Consider the following 19,503-nt stretch of genomic DNA (forward strand, 5'->3'; position numbering starts at 1 on the left):
CGTGGTGGGACGGGCGCTGCCCGGCGTATTCAGTCGCGGAAGTTGTTGTACTGCAACGCCAGGTCCGGGCCGCTCTCGCCCTTGAGCAGCGCGATGGCCTGCTGCAGGTCGTCGCGCTTCTTGCCGCTGACACGCACCTTGTCGCCCTGAATGGCGGCCTGCACCTTGAGCTTGGCGTCCTTGAGCTGCTTGACGATCGCCTTGGCGTCAGCCTGCTCCAGTCCCTGCTTGAGCTTGATCTGCTGACGCGCCTTGACCCCCGAGGTCTGGGCCTCCTCGATCTCCATGCAGCGCGGATCGATGCCGCGGGCGATCAGCTTCGCGCGCAGCACGTCGATCATCTGCTGCAGCTGGAACTCGGCGTCCGCTTCCAGCGCCACGCTCTCGCCCTCCAGGGTGAAGCTGGCATCCACGCCGCGGAAGTCGAAGCGGGTCTGGATTTCACGGTTGGCCTGATCGACCGCATTGGTCGCTTCGTGACGGTCGAACTCGGAAACGATATCGAAAGACGGCATAGCTACTCCTCACCAACAGAAAAGGCGGCATGTCGTGACACGCCGGTGGTCATCAGGTCTGCGACTCGGCGGCGCTTGCCGGCGCCGCGAGATCCTTGTCCATGCGCCAGGCGGCACAGCCGTCGGCGTAGTAATCGTCGATCCAGTGGTGGGCCATGAACCCCATGCGCCGGTAGAGCCCCATGGCGACCCGGTTGTCCGCGCGCACCTCCAGCACCAGGCGCGTGCATTCGCGCTCGCGGGCAGCGACCTCGAGTGCCTCCAGCAGCTCGCGGCCGAGGCCGCTGCCGCGTGCCTCGGGGTCGACACAGAAGGAGTAGAGTCGCGCCATGCGGCTGTTGCGCCGGAACAGCAGCGTGCCGTAGCCGATCACCTGCTCGGACTCGCTCACCGCGAGCAGCGAGAGGGCATTGGCTCGGGTCAACAAATGGGCGAGCTGGCGACGACTGAAGCGGTCGCCCTCGAAGCAGCGCTCTTCCAGGCGGAAGAGCGCATCGCGATCGGTGGCACGCCCGGGGCGGAGGGTGCGAAGCATGATGGCACTCGAATCGAAGAGAATGGGCGAACCTGGCGGGACGACGTGACGTTCGCCCCCCGGATGACACCCGCCACCTCAGGGTCGCGGGCGGCGTCCGTCGCGCCCGGGGAGACCCCGGGGCGCGGCGACGCTATGATGAAATTATTTCACGCTGGCAACGACTTGTCGCCATGACTCGCGCACCGCATGCTGAGCGCCCACCAGCGGGTCAGACGTCTCTTGGCCACATCGCCGCCCGGCCCCACCCTGCCCTCCAGCCATCGAGGAGTTTCCGATTCATGTCACGCCTGCGCATCGTCGTCGACCGGCTGGCCGACTGGCAGCCCTACTACCCTTCCGAGGATCTGATCAGCGCCGAGGACTTTCTCGCCCTGGACGCCGCCGCCAGCGCGGACGACGCCACGCACGTGATCAACCTGTGCGCCAATCTCGACTATCTCGAGACCGGCTACTACGTCTCGCTGCTGGCCCAGGCCCGAGCCCAGCGAGTGCTACCCAGCGTCGAGACGCTCAACCAGCTCTCGCGCAAGGCACTGATCGACATGCAGCTGACCGCTCTAGACCCGCTGCTGGCGGAGCTCGACAAGCGCGGCGCCCTGGCCGGTGACAGCCTGACCCTGCGTGTCTTCTTCGGCGAATGTCAGACGCCGGAGCTGGCCCGGCTGGCGCGGCGGCTGTTCGAGCGCCTGCCCCACCCACTGCTGGAGGCCCGTTTCGACAAGCGCCACGGCAGCTGGCGCCTGGCGCGGCTCAAGCCGCTGGCGCTGACCGCGCTCAAGAGCGGCGAAGAGGATACCTTCGCCAGCGCCCTCAACCGCCACTCGACCAAGGTATGGCGCACGCCGCGGGCGCGTCGCCGCTATCGCTTCGATCTGGCCATTCTGGTCGACCCGCAGGAGCAGTTGCCGCCGAGCAACCGCGGCGCGATCAAGCGCTTCATCCGCGCCGGCCGCCGCCTGGGCATCGATGTCAGCCTGATCACCCACCGCGACGCCGGGCGTCTGGCGGAGTTCGACGCCCTGTTCATCCGCGAGACCACACGACTCGACCACCACACCTACCGCATGGCCAAGAAGGCCGAGCACGAGGGCCTGGTGGTGATCGACGACCCGCAGTCGATCCTGCGCTGCACCAACAAAATCTACCTGCACGCCCTGCTCGGCACCCACAAGATCCCGGCCCCGCGGGGCCAGCTGCTGCACCGCAGCGATCTCGAGCGCCTCGACGACAAGCTCGCCAACCTGAGCTATCCGCTGGTGCTCAAGGTGCCGGACGGCGCCTTCTCCAAGGGGGTGGTCAAGATTCGCTCACGCGAGGAGCTGGCCGAGGAGGCCCCGCGCCTGTTCGCCTCCTCGGCGCTGCTGCTGTTGCAGGAGTGGCTGCCGACGGAGTTCGACTGGCGCATCGGCGTGCTCGACGGCCAGGTGCTGTTCGCCAGCCGCTACTACATGGCGCGGGGCCACTGGCAGATCTATGACCACTCCAGCGGCAAGACCCGCAGCGGCGGCTTCACCACCCACGACCCGTCGGAGGTGCCCGTCGCCGTGGTCAAGGCGGCGCTCCGCGCCACCAAGCTGATCGGCGACGGCCTCTATGGCGTCGATCTCAAGCAGATCGGCGATCGCGTGGTGGTGATCGAGGTCAACGACAACCCCAACCTGGACGTCGGGGTCGAGGACGTGGTGCTCAAGGATGCGCTCTACGAACGGGTGATGGCGGTCTTTCTGAAGCGCATGGAGCAACGGCTCGAGCACCGGCCGCGCCGCTGAGCGCGGCGGGCTCGCTTTTTCAGAAGGCGTTTACAGATTCGACGACCGCAGCCGTCTCTGTAAACGCCCGCTCAGGCGGCGTCCACGGTGACCTGATAGCCGGCGAACTTGCGCAGGTTGATCACGCCGCTGTCGAGCATCAGATACTGCCCCTTGATGCCGGTCAGGGTGCCCTCGACCAGCGCCTGCTTGTCTAGGTTGAACGACTGGATCTTGCGCGGCCAGCTCAGCACCGGATAGTCGATCGAGACCACGTCGGGGCGTTCCAAAGTGCGGATCGCCTCGGCGCCATGGGTCGCGCGCAGAGCGTCGAGCCCCGGCGCCACCGTGTCCAGCAGACGGTCGCGTTCGGCCACCAGATCGAGCGGTTCGACCTCGCCCTTGAGCATGGCGCGCCAGTTGGTGCGGTCGGAGACGTGCGCCTTGAACAGCGTCTCCACCAGCCCCGACTGCTGGCGCGTGGCCACCTCGAGGATCGGCAGCGCCTGGATCGCGCCCTGATCGAGCCAGCGCGTCGGGGTATTGGTCCCCCGGGTGATACCGACCTTGAGCCCGGAGGCATTGGCCAGATAGACGATATGCGGGCGGAAACAGTGCTGCTCGCCCCACTCGGGCTCGCGACAGGTGCCCTGGAAGTAGTGGCAGGTCTCCGGTCGCACCAGACAGAGATCGCACTGGGCGAGCGTGCTGAAACAGGGGTAGCAGTAGCCCTGGCCAAAGCTCTTGCGGGTGTGCCGACCACAGTGGACACAGTGAATCGCCCCGGCGTAGTGCAGGCGCAGCCGCTGCCCCAGCCGCGCATTGAGCGCCAGCCCCGCCTCCCCCGCCCGCAGGCGATAGTCGGCCAGCCCCGTCTCGGGCAGCCGCACGTCCAGCTTGCGCAGTTGCCCGCTGACCCGTGCGTCGCCCTCGGTGAGGATCAGTTGATCCATTTGAGCGCCGCTTCCTCGGCCGTGTCGTGGCCGCCCGAGGCGCACTCGTTGCGTTCCAGATAGCCCACACGCTGCGCCTCGGGCACCGCGTGAATCACCTCGTACTTGATCACCGCCTCCAGGCACAGCTCGGTCTGCTCGGCGCTCAGGGGGCGGCCGTCGGGCCACTTGCGCAGCTGGATCGCCTGCTTGAAGTTCTCGTACATCTCAGGGGTCATCTGCGCGACCATGCGGTCGAAGTTCATCTCGTTCATGCCTGCCTCGTCTTGGCGCCTCACGCCTGTCTCTATCCTGGGTCGCTGATTCGTGCCCGCTACCGGCCCCACCGCTGAGCCGCGGTTGCTCGCGCGGCCCGGGTCAGCCGGCGCGCCGTGTCAGCCTTGCGGCGACGGCCCCCATCAGCAGCCCCGCCAGCAGCCCGCCCAGGTGGGCTTCGTTGGCGACGTTGCCGAAGCCGATCGCATCGGCCAGCCCGGTCATGGTAAAGACCATCCAGCCGAGCATGAAGACCACCAGCATCTGCGGCACGAAGTAGCCCTGCTCCGGACGCAGCCGCGACATCAGCCAGACGTAGCCGAGCAGCGCATAGTCGACGCCGGACATGCCGCCGAACAGCAGCGTGCCGGTGAAGTACTGCGCCAGGTTGGAGACCACCGCGGCGATCACCACGATCACCGCCAGCCAGCGCGAGCCCTGGAGTGCCTCGACCTGACGCCCGAAATACCACAGCCACAGCATGTTGAAGATCAGATGCATCCAGCCAAAGTGCAGCAGCGCCGGGGTGACCAGGCGCCAGATCTGCCCGCTGGCGAGGGCATCGCCCAGGGTGCCGGCGACCAGCCCCTGGCCGGAGGGGTGCACCGGCACGATGATCAGCGCGCGCAGGACCGCATCGCCGAACACGCTCATGCCGAGGAAGATCGCCACGCACAGTGCGATCAGCCCCGCCGCCAGCGGCGCCTGTCCGAACGCCTGGCCGGTGACGCTGGGGCGCCGTCGGCGCGGCGCGGCAGCGGCTTCGGCGAGATCGCCGCGCTGCCAGCGCTCGATCAGCCGCACCGCCTCGTCACGCTGCTCGGGGTCGGCCAGCCACAGAATCTGCTGATCCTCCTGCTGGGTGAAGCGGTGCCCGATATGCTGCTGCCACAGCGCCTGACGCAGGGGACGCGTATCCAGATCGCGGGGCATGGCGAGAAGTCTGTACATGCAACCTTCCGAACCACGGGTGGGGGGAGTCATACACCGCGCCCTGGGGCCGGCGCAGAGCGCCATTCTACCCTGCCCGAGATGATCTGGGGATGAATGCCGCCGCGGACGACGCTCGTCGACGTATCGCGCAAGCCGAAGACATGCCCCGCCGCGGTCAGCACCGGGGTCAGACGGGAGGCGTAGGGTACAAAAAGAAAAATCCGGCGGGAGGGCCGCCGGATAAGAGCAAGGGATCATTCAAGGGAACACTTACTCAGAGTGGTGGCGCCGGCGGGAGTTCCCCGGGTGGGGCAAAAAAATGCGATTTTTCTCCCCACACGGTGCGCAGGCGCCAAAAAACCCAGGAAAATCAACCGTCAGCCCCACCGAAGGAGTCGCAAAAAAATCGCAGAGAAAGGGACGACACCTCACCGCAAACCGTGATCGCAAACAGCGGCCCAGGCTTCGACTGAAAAGCCGGCGAGAGACGGCAGCTGTCGTGCAACGCCTAATCGGCGATACCTTCGCGCGCGACATCCACCCACACGAAGCGATCGGCATCGAGCTGCCTCTCGCCATCCCAGCGGTAGGCCACCAGCCGCCCGTATTTCACCGCGCTGTAGTCGAGGCAGGCGATGTTGGCGCGTGGCAGCGCCGGCACGCCCTTGCACCAGTAGTGGCCGACGAACAGCGGCGGCGCTGACTCCGGGTACCAGGTCAGACGATCGCGCTCGGCGTCGCTGAGCGCTCGGTCCTCGAGCCCATCGGGCAGATTGTCCGGCTGGAACACCACGTCGCCATAGGTGGCCGGCTCGCGACACCAGAAGTGGGTGCGGAAGGCGCGACGGGTGAAGCCATCTCCCGAGCGGATCTCCACTCCCGGCGGTAGCGGCATCTGGGTACCGCGGGTGAGCCGGTCCATCACCCGCTGGGCGAAGGTGCCGGGCTGGGTCGACTCGATCAGGAAATCGTGATCGATGCGGCCATCGGGGCAGTGCGCCAGGAAGGCGTCGATCAGCGCCTCGTCCCAGCAGGCGTGCACCACCCGCATGCCGTCGAGTTCAAGACACAGCGGCATGTCGAGAAACCACTCGAGGCAGCGCTCCCACTCCAGCGGATGCTGGTGGTACTGGGCCAGGGTACGCTCGATGATGCGGTTGTTGCGGGGCGAGTGAGAACGCAGCCACGCCTGGGTACTCCCCGGTGGTGACGGGTGGCAGTAGGCCAGTGCGTTGTACTCGTGATTGCCCATCACGATGTGCGCCTCGCCGGCCTCGACCATGCGCTTGGCCACCGATACCGCCAGCCGGATCCGCGGCCCGCGATCGATCAGATCACCCAGAAACACCACCCGGCGGCGCGGATGGCGATAGACACCGGCTTCCTCGCGGTAACCCAGCTTCTCCAGCAGCCGCACCAGGGTGCGGCCGCAGCCGTGCACGTCGCCGATCAGATCGTAGCCGTCCACCGCGTCGCCCAGCGCCATGTCAGTCTCCCAGCCTGCTGCTCCAACCCAGCTTCGAGCGGCACGCCTCGAAGAAGCTGTGCCCGCGCGGGTGGATCAGGGTCAGGCGCTCGGCCTTGCGGCGCACATAGAGAATGTCACCGGGCTTGCACACCACACGGGTCTGGCCGTCACAGCTGACATGCGGGTAGGCCTGGTTGATATCACCGATATGCACCCGAATCTCGCTCGCCGCGTCGATCACGATCGGCCGGCTCGAGAGGGTGTGCGGGAACATCGGCACCAGGGTGATCGCCTCCAGCCCCGGGTGGACGATGGGGCCTCCGCCGGAGAGCGCATAGGCGGTAGAGCCGGTGGGCGTGGCCATGATCAGGCCGTCGGAGCGCTGGGAGTAGACGAAGCGGTCATCGATGAACAGTTCGAACTCGATCATCCGCGCCGCCTTGCCCGGGTGCACCACCACGTCGTTGAGACTGGTGCCGGCGCCGATCAGACGCTCGCCGCGATAGAGTTCGGCGTCGAGCAGGAAGCGCCGTTCGCTGTCGTACTGGCCGTCGAGCACCTCGGCCACCTTCTGCTCGACCTCGTCGGGGGAGATGTCGGTGAGAAAGCCGAGCCGCCCGCGATTGATCCCGAGCACCGGCGTGGCGCTGGTGCACAGGGCCCGGGCCGCGCCCAGCAGGCTGCCGTCACCGCCGACCACGATCACCAGGTCGCACAGGGTGCCCAACTCGCGCCGCCGCGCCTCGCGCTGGCCGTGGGCCTCCAGCAGCGCTGCCGTGCGATCCTCGATCACGATCTCGCAGTCGCGGCGCTCGAGAAAGATCAGCAGACGCTTGAGGGTCTCGACGACCTTGTCGCTGCCCAGGCGGCCGATCAGGCCGATGGTGTTGAACGCACTCATGCAACGGATCTCTGACGGCGTATCGGCCGGCCATTATGAGGGCTGCCCGAAGAGGCGGCAAACCGCACGCCCTTCGGATGCCGCCAACCCGGCAGCGTGCGTAAAAAAACGAACATGGCGACGCCCGACACGTTAAAATTGCCTACCCTGTCGACAGGGACCACCACGCCTATCGACGGGGTACCGTCCCCACAAGGGAAGACCGCAAGGGAAATCCGCAGAGGGAACACCTCAGGGAAGGCAGGGCGCGTTCCGTCATCGCCTTTATCGGTGCGTCGCCACGCTCAGCGGCCACGCCGCCGTTCGGCAAGGCGCGCCTGACTTCGCCATACAGGGAGATAGGGCAACATGCCATCATCGCAATCCAAACCACTCGGCGCCATCGTGCTGCTGCTGGCCTCGCTCGTCGGCGCGGCAGTCGCCGGTTACGCCTATGTCACCCCGCTGACCGGCGTCAACGGCTCGCTCGGCGCGCTGGTCGTCATCTTCGCCTGCCTCGCGCTGGCGCTGATGGCGCTGATCCTGATGCCGCTCAAGCATCGTGGCGGCCGCATCTTCTGGCGTCTGCTGGCCCTCGTCGGGCTGATCGGCACCGGCTTCGCCGGCCTGCTGCTGCACCAGTGGGGCATCGCTGCCGCCATGGTGCTGGGCCTGATCGGGCTGATCCTCGATCTGCGCCGCCCCACCGCCACCCGCCGCGCCGCACACGCTTGAGGAGCCGTCTTATGCCGACTTTCGGAATCACCCCACAACGCCTCGGCACGGCGACCGCTCTGGCCCTGATGCTGGCGCCGCTGCCGCTGCTGGCCCAGGACGCTGACAGCGCCCAGGCCCCCGCCGCGAGCCAGACCCAGGACGCGGCCCAGAGCCAGGATAGCGTCCAGGCCCAGGACAACGACCAGAGCCAGGATGCCGCTCAGTCTCAGGACACGGCCCAGACTCAGGACACGGCCCAGGCCCAGCGCGCCGATATCCCGCTGGTCCCGACAAAGCCGACCTGGAACACCTTCCACGGTCAGAACAACGCCCAGAAGTACAGCCCGCTCGACCAGATCAACGTCGACAACGTCGGCCAACTGGAGAAGGTCTGGGAAGTGCACACCGGTGACGTCTCCGACGGCTCCGGCGACATTCCCGCCACGGTGTGGTCGGCGACGCCGATTTTCGCCAACGACACCCTCTACATCGGTACGCCCTTCTACCGCCTGCTGGCGCTGGACCCGGCTACCGGCGAGCAGAAGTGGAGCTTCGATACCCACTCCAAGCTCGAAGCCCTGACCCAACCGGTGCTCAAGAACCGCGGCGTGGCCTACTGGGAAGCCAAGGATCCAGAGCCCGGTCAGGCGTGCCAGAAGATCGTCTACATGGGCACCATGGACGCACAGCTGTTCGCGCTCGACGCCGACACCGGCAAGCCGTGTCAGGACTTCGCCGACAACGGTGTACTCGACGTCAATCAGTGGAACACCACCCACGCCAAGTGGCCGCTCTCGATCCTGCAGCCGCCGACCGTGGTCGGCGACCACCTGATCTTCGGCTGGGCCGGCAAGGACTGGGCCTTCGAGACCGCGCCTCCGGGCACCGTGTTCTCGATCGACGCGCGCACCGGCAAGCGTGAGTGGACCTTCGAGGCACTGTCGCCGGAGATGCGTGAGAAGAGCGGCACCGCCAACGTCTGGACCCAGATGTCGGTGGACGAGGCTCACGGCCTGATCTATCTGCCGGTCTCCTCGCCCTCTCCCAACTACTGGGGCGGCAACCGCACCGAATCGGCCCCGCTGGCGACCTCGACCACCGCGCTCGACGTCGACACCGGCAAGGTCGTGTGGTCGCGCCAGTGGGTGCATCACGATGTCTGGGACTACGACATCAATGCCGCGCCCACGCTGATGGACATCACTGTCGACGGCAAGCAGATTCCGGCGCTGATCCAGGCCACCAAGATGGGCTTTCTGTTCGTGGTCAACCGCCTCACCGGCGAGGACGTATGGCCGATCGAGGAGCGCCCGGTACCCCAGGGCGACGGCTCGGTGAAGGGCGAGGTCTACGCCAAGACCCAACCGTTCCCGACCAAGCCGGCACCGCTGCTCGACCAGTCGAAGAAACCCAAGATCTGGGAACTCGCCGACATGGTCGGTGGCGGTCAGTGTTCGCGGCTGTGGGACAACCTCTACTACGAGGGCATGTACACCCCGCCGACCACCCAAGGCGAAGGCACCCTGGCCTACCCGGACAGCGCCGGCGGCGTGCAGTGGGGCGGCGTCGCCTTCGATCCGCAGAGCCAGACCGCGATCGTCAACGTCTCGCACATCGTGCAGACGATCAAACTCTACGACCGCGAGGCTTACAAGAAGGCGGACAGCGGCTCCGGCAACGAGAGCGGGTTCTCGCCGCAGGAAGGCGCGCCCTACGGCATGCGTCTGAACGTCGCCAGCAACTGGCTCGGCATGCCGTGCTGGGAGCCGCCGTTCGGTGAACTGGTGGCGCTGGACATGCACACCGGTGACGTCAAGTGGCGGCGTCCGGTCGGCGCCTCGCAGCAGTACGGCTTCTTCATGCCGGAACGCTGGGGTTCGCCGACCATCGGCGGGCCGGCAGTCACCGCCGGCGGGCTGATCTTCATCGGCGCCTCGATGGATGCCAAGCTGCGCGCCTACTCGCTGGAGAGCGGCAAGGAGCTGTGGTCCGACCAGGCCCAGGCACCGGCCGTCGCCAACCCGGCGGTATACGAGTACAAGGGACGTGAATACGTCGCCTTCGTCGCCGGTGGCAACACCATCCTCAAGGATCAGGTGGGCGACCAGGTCGTGGTCTACGCACTGCCGCAAGACAAGCAGTAAGCGTTAGCCACACCGCGGGATACGGGGGGAGCTCAATGCTCCCCCTTTTTGTGTCTGCCATCCCTGGCAGGCCCCCTTCGGGCCGCCTGCGGCGTCCAAAATCGCTCCCGACGATTTTTGGTACCCCACATACCCCGATCTCCTCCCTATCACCCTATTTTCCACGCTATCTGCCAACCGCTGTCACCACTGATTGCGGCTCGGACTGTCCTCATTCGCCCTTCGTCGCATCTTAAAAATCAGAACACCCGCCGACTTTCATTAGATCACCCTCTGTTCCGATACTCGATCAGGCTTCTGCGACACACCCGAGGTGTGAGTGCGCGGATGCGCCCCATCCAATAACAACGAGGTCGCGGCCATGTCTCTACACCGACTGCTCGACTGGCGCCTGCATCTGATCGTGGTCATCGTGTCCCTGATCAGCGAGGCGATCGGTATTCTCAAGATTCCGCTGGGTCCCGGCACCCTGCTGCTGCTACCGCTGTTCTACGCCTTCATTCTCGGCGTGCTGCTCAACCCGCACCTGTTCACCGCCACCCGGCGCTACGTACCGGAGAGCGTCAGTCAGGCGGCCACGCCGCTGATTTTGATCTCGATCATGCCGTTCATCGCGCGCTTCGGCTCGACCATCGGCCCGGCGATCGACCAGATCATCAGTGCCGGCCCGGCGCTGATCCTGCAAGAGCTGGGCAACCTCGGCACCATGCTGGTGGCGCTGCCGGTGGCAGTCGTGGTGCTGAAGATGGGCCGCGAGGCGGTGGGCGCCACCTACTCGATCGCCCGTGAGCCGAATATCGCGATCATCTCCGACAAGTATGGTCTCAAGGGGCCGGAGGGTGTCGGCGTGATGGGGGTCTACGTGGTTGGTACCATGTTCGGCACCCTGTGGTTCGCGCTGATGGCGGGCTATCTCGCCTCGCTCGGCGTGTTCGATCCGCGTGCCCTGGCCATGGCTTGCGGCGTCGGCAGTGGCAGCATGGTCGCAGCCTGCTCCGGCGCCCTCGCCGGCGCCCTGCCGGGTATGGCCGACGACCTGCTCGCCTTCGCCGGGGCCAGCAATCTGCTGACCTACGCTACCGGGCTCTATGTCTCGCTGTTCATCGCCCTGCCGGTGGCAGAGTGGCTCTACCGGCGTCTGGCCGGCAAGCGCCGCGGCGCCGCTGAGGCGCCCCCGGATGCCGGGATGACCGCTGCCGACGTCGCCCCCGACGAGCGCCCCGAACAGCACCTGGGCAAGACCGCCGCGGTGCTGGCGGTAGCCTGTGCGGTGGGCTGGATCGCCAACACCGTCAACGGCAGTTCGCTGCTGACCGCCCTGCCGGGCATGGCGATTCTCTACGTGATGACCCTGATCGGTCTGGTGCTGACCCGCATCGTGCCCTTCTACCTGCCCGGCGTGGCCTGGGTCTCGCTGGTCAGCATCGTGATGACGCTGCCGTTCTTCCCCGGCAGCGGCTGGATCGTCGAGCGCCTGGCAGCCGTCAACTTCCTCGCCATCGTCACTCCGGTGCTGGCCTATGCCGGCCTGGCCCTGAGCCGGCGTGAGTTCAGCATGTTCCGGCGCACCGGCTGGAAGCTGATACTCATCTCGCTGCTGGTCTTCACCGGTACCTACGTGGGCTCCGCGGTCGTCGCGCAAGTCCTGCTCTGAGCCGCACCGCCATCAGCCCCATGCGCCGGCTCGCGGCTTCGCGCCGGCGCCTGCAACCCGCCACAGGAGATGCGCATGAACCAGCCAGTCGCCTTTCCCGACGCCGCCACCTTGAAGGCCTGGCGTCACGACTTCCACCGCCACCCCGAGATCGCCTTCGAGGAGCACCGCACCCACGACCGGATCGTCGCCATCCTGCGCGAGCACGGCCTCGAGCCGGTCACCGGCCTGGGCGGCGGTACCGGCGTGGTGGTGACCATCGAGGGCCGCCGCGGCCCCGGCCCCAGCATCGGCCTGCGCGCCGACATCGATGCGCTGCCGATCGAGGAGACCAACGCCCTCGACTACCGCTCGACGATCCCCGGACGCATGCACGCCTGCGGCCACGACGGCCACACCACCATGCTGCTGGGCGCCGCCTGCGCCCTGGCCCGTGATCCGGATTTCGCCGGCACCCTGCACTGCATCTTCCAGCCCGCCGAGGAGAACGAGGGCGGCGCCCGGGTCATGGTCGAGGAGGGGCTGTTCACGCGCTTCCCCATGGACGCGGTCTATGGTCTGCACAACTGGCCCGGGTTGCCGGTGGGTGAAGCCGCGGTACACGACGGCGCGGTGATGGCTGCCTTCGACGTCTTCACGCTGACGCTCAAGGGCCGTGGCTGCCATGCCGCCATGCCCCACCTGGGCGACGATACCCTGCTCGCCGCCTGCCAGCTGGCGACCCAGCTACAGGGCGTGATCAGTCGCGAAACCCCGGCCCACCAGTCCGCGGTGCTCAGCATCACCCAGTTCCACGCCGGCGATGCCTTCAACGTGGTGCCCGGCACGGTGGAGCTGCGCGGCACCGTGCGCTGCTTCGACGCCGCGCTCAAGGCGCGCCTGGAGCAGCGTCTGCGCGATGCCGTGGCGGCCTGCGCAACCTTCCACGGCCTCACCGCCGAGCTCGACTACCAGGCGCGCTACCCGGCCACGCTCAACGCCCCCGAGCACGCCGCGCGCTGTGCCGAGGTGCTGGAAGGCCTGCCACAGATCACCCGGGTCCACCGCGATCTGCCGCCGAGCATGGGCTCGGAGGATTTCGCCTTCATGCTGGCCGAACGCCCAGGCGCCTATATCTGGCTCGGCAACGGCGACAGTGCCGCGCTGCACAACCCGGCCTACGACTTCAACGACGCCCTGGCGCCGCTCGGCGTGGCCTATTGGCAGGCCCTGGCTCGGGCGCTGCTCGCCAGCTGAACCCCATCCGCACAGACCATCCCGAGCGCAGCCCGGCGGCAGCGCTCGGCGCAGGAGACCTGCGCTCCGTGTCACCGCGACAAGAGGTTATCGATATGAAAATCACCGTCATCGGCCTCGGCCAGATGGGCGGCAACATGGCCCTGACTCTGCACAAGGCCGGCTTCGACGTCACCGGCAGCGATGTTTTCGACTCTGCACGTGAGCGCCTGGCGGGCCTGGGGCTGGCAGTGGCCGCCCCCACCGAGCTGCCCGCCAGCGACGTCTACCTGCTGTCGCTGCCGACCTCCGCGCAGGTGCGCGAGGTGATCGAGCAGACCCCCAACCTGCTCGCCACAGCGCCCCGTGGCAGCGTCATCGTCGACACCTCCACCAGCGATCCGGTGATCAGCCGCGAGCTCGCCGCCAAGGTGCTCGAAGCCGGCCTCGAATGGCTCGATGCCCCGGTCAGCGGCGGCCCCAAGGGGGCGGCCAGCGGCCGACTCGGCATGCTGCTGGGCGGAGACCCGGCAACGGTGGCACGCCTGGAACCAATGCTCGCGGCGATGTCGGCCAAGCGTACCCATGTCGGTGGCCCAGGCAGCGGCCACGTGGTCAAGCTGGCCAACAACTATCTCTGCGCCACCAACCTGCTCGCCACCGCCGAGGCGGTGACGCTGGCCGCCAAGGCCGGGGTCGATCCGGCGGCCTGCCTGGCCGGACTCAACAGCGGCTCCGGGCGTAGTGCGGTGAGCGAGGTCAACTTCCCGGAGTGGATTCTCTCCGGGCGCTTCGACTCCGGCTTCACCAGCGGTCTGATGCGCAAGGATCTGCGCCTGGCCAGCGATGCCGCCGCCGGTCTGGCACTCGATCTCGGCCTGCTCGAACAGGTGGTCGCCGGCTGGCATGCCGACCCCGAGCACCCCGCAGACAGTGACGACTTCAACCACATCGCCTCCCCCCTGCTGGCGCAGGCGGGACTCGATTTCACCACCTCTGACCCGCGCGAGGAGCCTGCCCGATGAATGCCCTGGAGACCCAAGCTCGTGAACGCCTGGCCGATCTGCTGATGCGCTTCGGCCTGTCACTGGAGCGCGGCGACACCCCCTGCAGCAACTGGATCGATGGCGAGCTGGTCAGCGGCGAGGGCGAATCCATCGCCCTGCTCCACCCTGCCACCGGCGGCGCGCTGATCGACTACCGGGATGCCGACGCGGCGCTGGTGGACCAGGCCGTCGCCGCCGCAACCCGGGCCCAGACCGAATGGATGGCGCTGACGGCCAGCGAGCGCGGCCGCCGCATGCTGACTGCCGTAAGCCGGCTGGAGGGCCACGAGGAGTCGCTGGCCCAGCTCGAGAGCGTGGTCGCCGGCAAGCCGATCCGCGACTGCCGCGGCGAGGTGGGCAAGGTGCGCGAGATGTTCGAGTACTACGCCGGCTGGTGCGACAAGCAGCATGGCGAGGTGATCCCGGTACCCACCAGCCATCTTAACTACGTGCGCCACGTGCCGTTCGGCGTGGTGGGTCAGATCACGCCGTGGAACGCGCCGATGTTCACCTGCGCCTGGCAGCTGGCACCGGCGCTCGCGGCGGGCAACGGTGTGGTACTCAAGCCCTCGGAGCTGACCCCGTTCTCGTCGGTGGTGATCGCACGCCTGCTCGAGTCCGGCGGCCTGCCGCGGGGGCTGATCAATATCGTCAACGGTCTCGGTCCCACCACTGGCGCGGCGCTCACCGGGCACGAGGGTATCAGCAAGCTGGTGTTCGTCGGTTCGCCCGCCAGCGGCCGGGTTATCGCCGAGGCCGGCGCCCGGCGCCTGGTACCCAGCGTGCTCGAACTGGGGGGCAAGTCGGCCAATATCGTGTTCGCCGACGCCAGGCTCGACGACGCCGTGGCCGGCGCCCAGGCGGCGATCTTTGCAGCTGCCGGACAGAGCTGCGTGGCCGGTTCGCGCCTGCTGATCCAGCGCGAGATCTACGAAGAGGTGGTCGAGCGGGTGGCCCGCGCCGCCAGCCAGATCGCGGTCGGCCTGCCGGAAGACGAGGCCACCCGCATGGGGCCGCTGCAGAACGCGCGCCAGTTCGAGCATGTCAGCGCCATGCTCGAACGCGCCCGTGCCGCCGGCGCCCGAGTGGTCACCGGCGGCACGCGGCCGGCCGGGCTACCCGCGGGTGCCGACGGCTACTATCTGGCGCCGACCCTGCTCGCCGACGTCACCCCCGAGATGGAGATCGCCTGCGAAGAGGTGTTCGGCCCGGTACTGGTGGCCCTGCCCTTCGACGACGAGGCCGATGCCATCCGCCTGGCCAACGCCACCCGCTTCGGCCTGGCCGGCGCGGTCTGGACCCAGGACCCGGCCCGCGCGCATCGCGTCGCCGCGCAGCTGCGCGCCGGCACGGTCTGGATCAACAGCTACAAGGCGATCAACGTGATGTCGCCGTTCGGCGGCTTCCGTGACAGTGGCTTCGGCCGCTCCAGCGGACTCGATGGTCTGCGCGAATACAGCGTGCCACAGAGCGTCTGGGTCGAGACCGCCAGTGAAGCCAGCGTCGCCATGGGCTACGGCGACGGCAAGGGGTGAGCGCTGCACACGCGGGGCACCGCCTCGGCCCAGCGTGTGCCCGGATCCTGACCTCGGGCGGCGGAGATACCCCGCGCGAAACGCCAGCGGCATCTCACCAGGCGCTGGCGCCGCTCACGTTTCCACGGCAGGATATCTCGACACCCCGAGCCACCGCTGGAGCCCCGTGATGCGCGCCGAACTTCGCTATCTCAACAACGCCTCGGTGGGCCTCACCAGCCCCGGGGTCTCGGCGCGGCTGCGCGACTGGCTCGAGGCAGAGGCGGCGGCCTGGCCACAGCAGCGGGTCGAGAGCGCGGACTGGGACCTGCAGACGACCCGCGAGCGCGCCGGTGCGCTGATCGGCGCACCGGCGACGCAGCTGGCGCTCGCCGAGAGCACCTCGCTGGCGATGGCACGCGCCCTCGCCACCCTCTCTCTGCGCGGCAAGCGCGTGCTCGTCGCACCGGGGACCTGGGCCTCCGATATCGTCATGCTCAGACGCCTCGGCGGCGAACCGCCGCGGGCACTGGAGCTGCTCGCCACCCATGCCGACGGTAGCCTCGATCTCACCGCGATCAGCACCCAGCTGGGCGAGGACGTGGCGGCGATTCTCACTCCGCTGGTGACCAGTATCGAAGGCCGACGCTACGACGTGGAGGGCCTGGGCGCGCTATCGCGTCCGGACCACTGCGCGCTGATCGTCGACGCCGCCCAGGGGCTGGGGCAGACCCCGATCGATGTGCGTCGGCTCGGCTGCGACGTGCTGGTGGCGACCACACGCAAGTGGCTGCGCGGCCCACGCGGCATGGCGCTGGCCTATTTCAGCCAGGCGACGCTGGCGTCGATGCGCCCCAACCCGCTGGCCGAACTGGCCGGCTTGCGTCTCGACGCCCCCAGCCAGCGCTTTATCGATCAGCCCCAGGCGCGCCGCTTCGACGCCTCCGACGTCTCACTCCTCAATCAGTTGAGCCTGACCGCAGCGATCGAGGAGCTGGCAGCGATCGGCGTGACGCGCCTGCGTGAGCACGTGCTGGGGCTCGCCGGGCTGGCCTACGAACTGGCCCGCGCACAGGGGCTGACACCGCTGCTGGCGACCCCCGAGAGCGGCATCGCCACCCTGCACCTGCCCGAGGCCCAGCCGCTAGCGGTGGCGCAGCGCCTGAGCGCCGCCGGTATCGCCGCCAAGGTGTGCAACATTGCCGCCGAGCCGCTCAACGTGCGCCTGCCGACGAGCGGCGCCCTGGTGCGGCTGGCGCCGCACTGGCACAACGACGCCGACGATATCCGCGCCGCCCTGGCTGCGCTGGCGGGTACGCGCCCGGACACCGCGGCCGCCGCGGCGCAGCCGGCATCGCTGCCGTGAACGGCGTATACCGGGGCAAAGCCGGGTATACTCGCGCCATCACCGCCCCCTCTTGCCGTCACCCTGGCCAGCACAGGAGTCCGCCATGAGCTTCGGTATCGATCACCCGCTCCTCGCCGTCAGCGATCTCGACCATGCCGCGGCTGCCGCGCGCAAGCTCGGCTTCAACGTCAATGCACGCCACCAACACCCCTGGGGCACCGACAACCACCTGCTCTTCTTCAGCAATAACTTCATCGAGCTGATCGGTATCGGCCGGCCCGAGTGCCTCGACTATCAGGACGACAACGGCTTTCAGTTCGGCCGCCTGATCGAGGCGCGGCTCACCAGCATCGGCGACGGCATCGCCATGCTCGCCCTCGACAGCGACAGCATCCAGCGCGACCACGCCCTGGTCGCCTCGCGCGGCTTCGACGAGGCGCGCCCGATCATCTTCCGACGCCAGGCGCGCCTGCCGAGCGGACATGATACGGAGGTGAGCGTCGCGCTGGATATCCTGCACGATGTCGAGCGGCCTTTTCTGACCCAGTTCCTGTGCCAGCAACTGCGCCCGGAGCTGTTTCGCATCGATCCGACGCTGGAGAGCCACCCCAACGGCGCCACCTCGATCACCGATGTCTGGTACGTCAGCGACGATCCCGAGCACGACATCGGCCACTTCGCGCGCATTCACGGCTGCGCGGCGATTCGCGGTGACGCCCGCCACTACATCATCCATACCCACAAGGGCGACTGCCATCTGCTCGACCCGGCCACGCTGATGACGACCTTTCCGCTACTGGGCGAAATCGACGCCGAGCCACCCCGCGCCGTGGCGTTGACCCTGGCCTGCCGCGATCTCGCCGCGACGCAGGCTGCGTGGGACGCGGCCGGGGTCGAGTACCACGTCCACGACGCCAGTCAGGCCGACATCGCGCCCCAGGCGATGGGCACGCTGCTGCGATTTGCCCAGCAGTGAGGGCGACGCTGGGTAGCGTAAGGAACCTGGCGCTTCAGCGCCGCGCTTCGTCGTGACGAAAGGCGTGCATCCAGGCGCTCAGATGGCGCAGCAGCTTGAGACTCGCCAGTGGTTGGCGCCGCCCGACCCGGGTGATCATGTGCGCCTGGGAGTGCTGGAACGACGCGCAGGCGACCCGCCGCGCGACCACGCTCTGGCTGCCGAGCTCATCCGCCACCGCGAAGCTGGGCAGCAGGGTGATCGCCATGCCGGCCACCACCGCACGCCGCAGTACCGCCATGGAGTTGGTCTCCATCGCCACCCGCGGGCGCAGCTGTGCCTGATGGAAGGCTTCGTCGACCAGCCGTCGCACGCCATGCCCGACTTTCCACAGCGCCATCGGCGCCTCGCTCAGGGTCTCCAGCGAGAGCGGCTCGGGATAGGTGGCCAGCGCGTGGTCGCGGGGACAGATCGCCAGCAGTGGTTGGCCACTGGAGACCCAGAAACGGATCTGAGGGTGAACCCGCTCGTGGAACATCAGCCCGATATGCGCGCGGTCCTCCACCACCGACTCGATGATCTCGTCGGTCCCGGCCTGCTGGATATCCAGGCGCACACCGCGGTAGCGCTCGGCGAAGGCCTTGAGCGGGGCCGCGATCAGATCGTCGATGAAGCCCTCTCCCACCACCAGTGAGATGGTGCCGGTCTCCAGGCGTTGATGCGCCTCCAGACTGGCGATGAACTGCTCGTCCAGCGCGCCGCGCTGGCGGCAGTAGTCGAGGACCATGTCACCCACTGCGGTGGGCCGTATCCCGCGCGGCGTGCGCTCGAGCAGCGGCGCCTCGAAGGCGGTCTCGAGCAGCGCGATCTGGCGGCTCACCGCCGACGGTGCGATATCGAGCCGCGCCGCGGCCTTGCGCAGGGAGCCGGATTCGACCGTGACACGAAAATAGACCAGTCGCTGATGGGGAATATCCATGGCGTGTCAGTGGCGCCGGGCGCGCCGTTCACCTCGTAAGACGGAAATGACGAAATCAGTGTTGCGTCGATTAGGGCACCCGACGGCATCATTCGTCAACGCACTAGCTCCTGCCAGCGCCGGATCGGGCACATCTCGCTTTTCACGCAGACTGCTGGCATGGTGAACGTTGTCGTCGTCAGGTCGATCGGGCCGGACGCAGCGCGCGCTTTTCATCACTCGCGCCGCTGACCTTTACCCCCCGTTTTCCGCATGGAGCCACGCATCCGATGTTCATCGCCATGAACCGTTTCCGCGTCAACCCCGAGCGCACCGAGGAGTTCGAGACCCTGTGGCTCGAACGCGAAACCCATCTGCAGGGGCTGCCGGGGTTCGTCGAGTTCCACATGCTGCGTGGCCCCGCCGAAGAGGATCACGTGCTCTACGCCTCCCATACCATCTGGCGCTCGCGGGCCGACTTCGAGGCCTGGACCCACTCGGAAGCGTTCCGCGCCGCCCACGCCAACGCCGGCCAGAGCCGCCGCGAGGGGCTCTATCTGGGGCCGCCCAAGTTCGAGGGCTTCGAGGTGATCCAGACCCTCGGCGCCGACGCCGGCTAACGCCTGCGGTCATCGATGCGCATGTCGTCATCATTGGCCACG

The 19,503-nt window shown here is 67.8% G+C and carries 18 protein-coding genes and 1 pseudogene; 11 read left to right on the forward strand and 8 right to left on the reverse strand.

The window, feature by feature from the left end:
- Positions 1–29 precede the first annotated feature (29 nt).
- Both DOM66_RS05685 and DOM66_RS05690 read right to left on the reverse strand, forming a co-directional pair.
- Entirely contained in the window at positions 30–515 is a 486-nt protein-coding gene (locus tag DOM66_RS05685; protein WP_110674507.1) for a YajQ family cyclic di-GMP-binding protein, read from the reverse strand.
- Positions 516–567: 52 nt separating this feature from the next.
- Positions 568–1,050, reverse strand: coding sequence for a GNAT family N-acetyltransferase (locus DOM66_RS05690; protein ID WP_110674506.1), 483 nt, complete (start codon positions 1,048–1,050; stop codon positions 568–570).
- A 281-nt stretch (positions 1,051–1,331) separates the two neighbouring features.
- On the opposite strand from DOM66_RS05690, the pseudogene DOM66_RS20075 reads away from it, so the two are divergent.
- Positions 1,332–1,799, forward strand: a pseudogene (locus DOM66_RS20075) (RimK-like ATPgrasp N-terminal domain-containing protein); the annotation flags it as partial.
- Between the two features lie 18 nt (positions 1,800–1,817).
- Positions 1,818–2,822: an ATP-grasp domain-containing protein gene (locus tag DOM66_RS05695; RefSeq protein ID WP_407071976.1), complete on the forward strand. Its 1,005-nt coding sequence runs from the start codon at positions 1,818–1,820 to the stop codon at positions 2,820–2,822.
- A 71-nt stretch (positions 2,823–2,893) separates the two neighbouring features.
- On the opposite strand, the gene DOM66_RS05700 is transcribed toward DOM66_RS05695, so the two are convergent.
- From DOM66_RS05700 to DOM66_RS05720, 5 genes are all read right to left on the reverse strand, one after another.
- Positions 2,894–3,754 (reverse strand): DUF2797 domain-containing protein, encoded by an 861-nt coding sequence (locus tag DOM66_RS05700; RefSeq protein WP_110689510.1) that lies wholly within the window; start codon positions 3,752–3,754, stop codon positions 2,894–2,896.
- Positions 3,742–4,008 (reverse strand): YeaC family protein, encoded by a 267-nt coding sequence (locus tag DOM66_RS05705; RefSeq protein WP_110674503.1) that lies wholly within the window; start codon positions 4,006–4,008, stop codon positions 3,742–3,744. The genes DOM66_RS05700 and DOM66_RS05705 overlap by 13 nt, the downstream gene beginning before the upstream one ends.
- 103 nt (positions 4,009–4,111) lie before the next feature.
- The gene (locus tag DOM66_RS05710) at positions 4,112–4,960 is read right to left on the reverse strand and encodes a rhomboid family intramembrane serine protease (RefSeq protein ID WP_110689511.1); all 849 of its coding nucleotides are present in this window, start codon (positions 4,958–4,960) and stop codon (positions 4,112–4,114) included.
- Positions 4,961–5,450: 490 nt separating this feature from the next.
- Entirely contained in the window at positions 5,451–6,428 is a 978-nt protein-coding gene (locus tag DOM66_RS05715) for a metallophosphoesterase (RefSeq protein WP_188115145.1), read from the reverse strand.
- A 1-nt stretch (position 6,429) separates the two neighbouring features.
- A complete protein-coding gene (locus DOM66_RS05720) occupies positions 6,430–7,311 on the reverse strand; it encodes an NAD(+) kinase (RefSeq protein ID WP_110674501.1) in 882 nt (293 codons plus the stop codon).
- Between the two features lie 348 nt (positions 7,312–7,659).
- Between DOM66_RS05720 and DOM66_RS05725 the strand changes: the two genes are divergently transcribed.
- From DOM66_RS05725 to DOM66_RS05760, 8 genes are all read left to right on the forward strand, one after another.
- Positions 7,660–8,025: a hypothetical protein gene (locus DOM66_RS05725; RefSeq protein ID WP_110674500.1), complete on the forward strand. Its 366-nt coding sequence runs from the start codon at positions 7,660–7,662 to the stop codon at positions 8,023–8,025.
- An 11-nt stretch (positions 8,026–8,036) separates the two neighbouring features.
- Positions 8,037–10,151, forward strand: a complete 2,115-nt coding sequence (locus tag DOM66_RS05730; RefSeq protein ID WP_110689512.1) for a pyrroloquinoline quinone-dependent dehydrogenase — start codon at positions 8,037–8,039, stop codon at positions 10,149–10,151.
- Between the two features lie 361 nt (positions 10,152–10,512).
- On the forward strand, positions 10,513–11,805 hold the full coding sequence (locus DOM66_RS05735; RefSeq protein WP_110689513.1) for a DUF3100 domain-containing protein: 1,293 nt from the start codon (positions 10,513–10,515) through the stop codon (positions 11,803–11,805).
- A gap of 75 nt (positions 11,806–11,880) precedes the next feature.
- The gene (locus tag DOM66_RS05740; protein ID WP_110689514.1) at positions 11,881–13,041 is read left to right on the forward strand and encodes a M20 aminoacylase family protein; all 1,161 of its coding nucleotides are present in this window, start codon (positions 11,881–11,883) and stop codon (positions 13,039–13,041) included.
- Between the two features lie 68 nt (positions 13,042–13,109).
- Entirely contained in the window at positions 13,110–14,045 is a 936-nt protein-coding gene (locus DOM66_RS05745) for an NAD(P)-dependent oxidoreductase (protein WP_280951251.1), read from the forward strand.
- Positions 14,042–15,601 carry an aldehyde dehydrogenase family protein gene (locus DOM66_RS05750; protein WP_110689516.1) on the forward strand — a complete coding sequence of 520 codons (1,560 nt, stop codon included), beginning with the start codon at positions 14,042–14,044 and terminating at the stop codon, positions 15,599–15,601. Before DOM66_RS05745 ends, DOM66_RS05750 begins: the two co-directional genes overlap by 4 nt.
- 169 nt (positions 15,602–15,770) lie before the next feature.
- A complete protein-coding gene (locus DOM66_RS05755) occupies positions 15,771–16,946 on the forward strand; it encodes an aminotransferase class V-fold PLP-dependent enzyme (protein ID WP_157959002.1) in 1,176 nt (391 codons plus the stop codon).
- 85 nt (positions 16,947–17,031) lie between these two features.
- Positions 17,032–17,904 carry a VOC family protein gene (locus tag DOM66_RS05760; RefSeq protein WP_110689518.1) on the forward strand — a complete coding sequence of 291 codons (873 nt, stop codon included), beginning with the start codon at positions 17,032–17,034 and terminating at the stop codon, positions 17,902–17,904.
- A 34-nt stretch (positions 17,905–17,938) separates the two neighbouring features.
- Here the strand turns inward: DOM66_RS05760 and DOM66_RS05765 are convergent, their stop codons facing one another.
- The gene (locus tag DOM66_RS05765; RefSeq protein WP_110689519.1) at positions 17,939–18,862 is read right to left on the reverse strand and encodes a LysR family transcriptional regulator; all 924 of its coding nucleotides are present in this window, start codon (positions 18,860–18,862) and stop codon (positions 17,939–17,941) included.
- Between the two features lie 269 nt (positions 18,863–19,131).
- Here DOM66_RS05765 and DOM66_RS05770 point away from each other — a divergent pair, with 269 nt between their 5' ends.
- Positions 19,132–19,461: an antibiotic biosynthesis monooxygenase family protein gene (locus DOM66_RS05770; protein ID WP_110674491.1), complete on the forward strand. Its 330-nt coding sequence runs from the start codon at positions 19,132–19,134 to the stop codon at positions 19,459–19,461.
- Positions 19,462–19,503: the final 42 nt, after the last annotated feature.

The sequence above is a fragment of the Salinicola endophyticus genome (genome assembly GCF_003206575.1).
GTDB classification, from domain to species: Bacteria; Pseudomonadota; Gammaproteobacteria; order Pseudomonadales; family Halomonadaceae; genus Salinicola; species Salinicola endophyticus.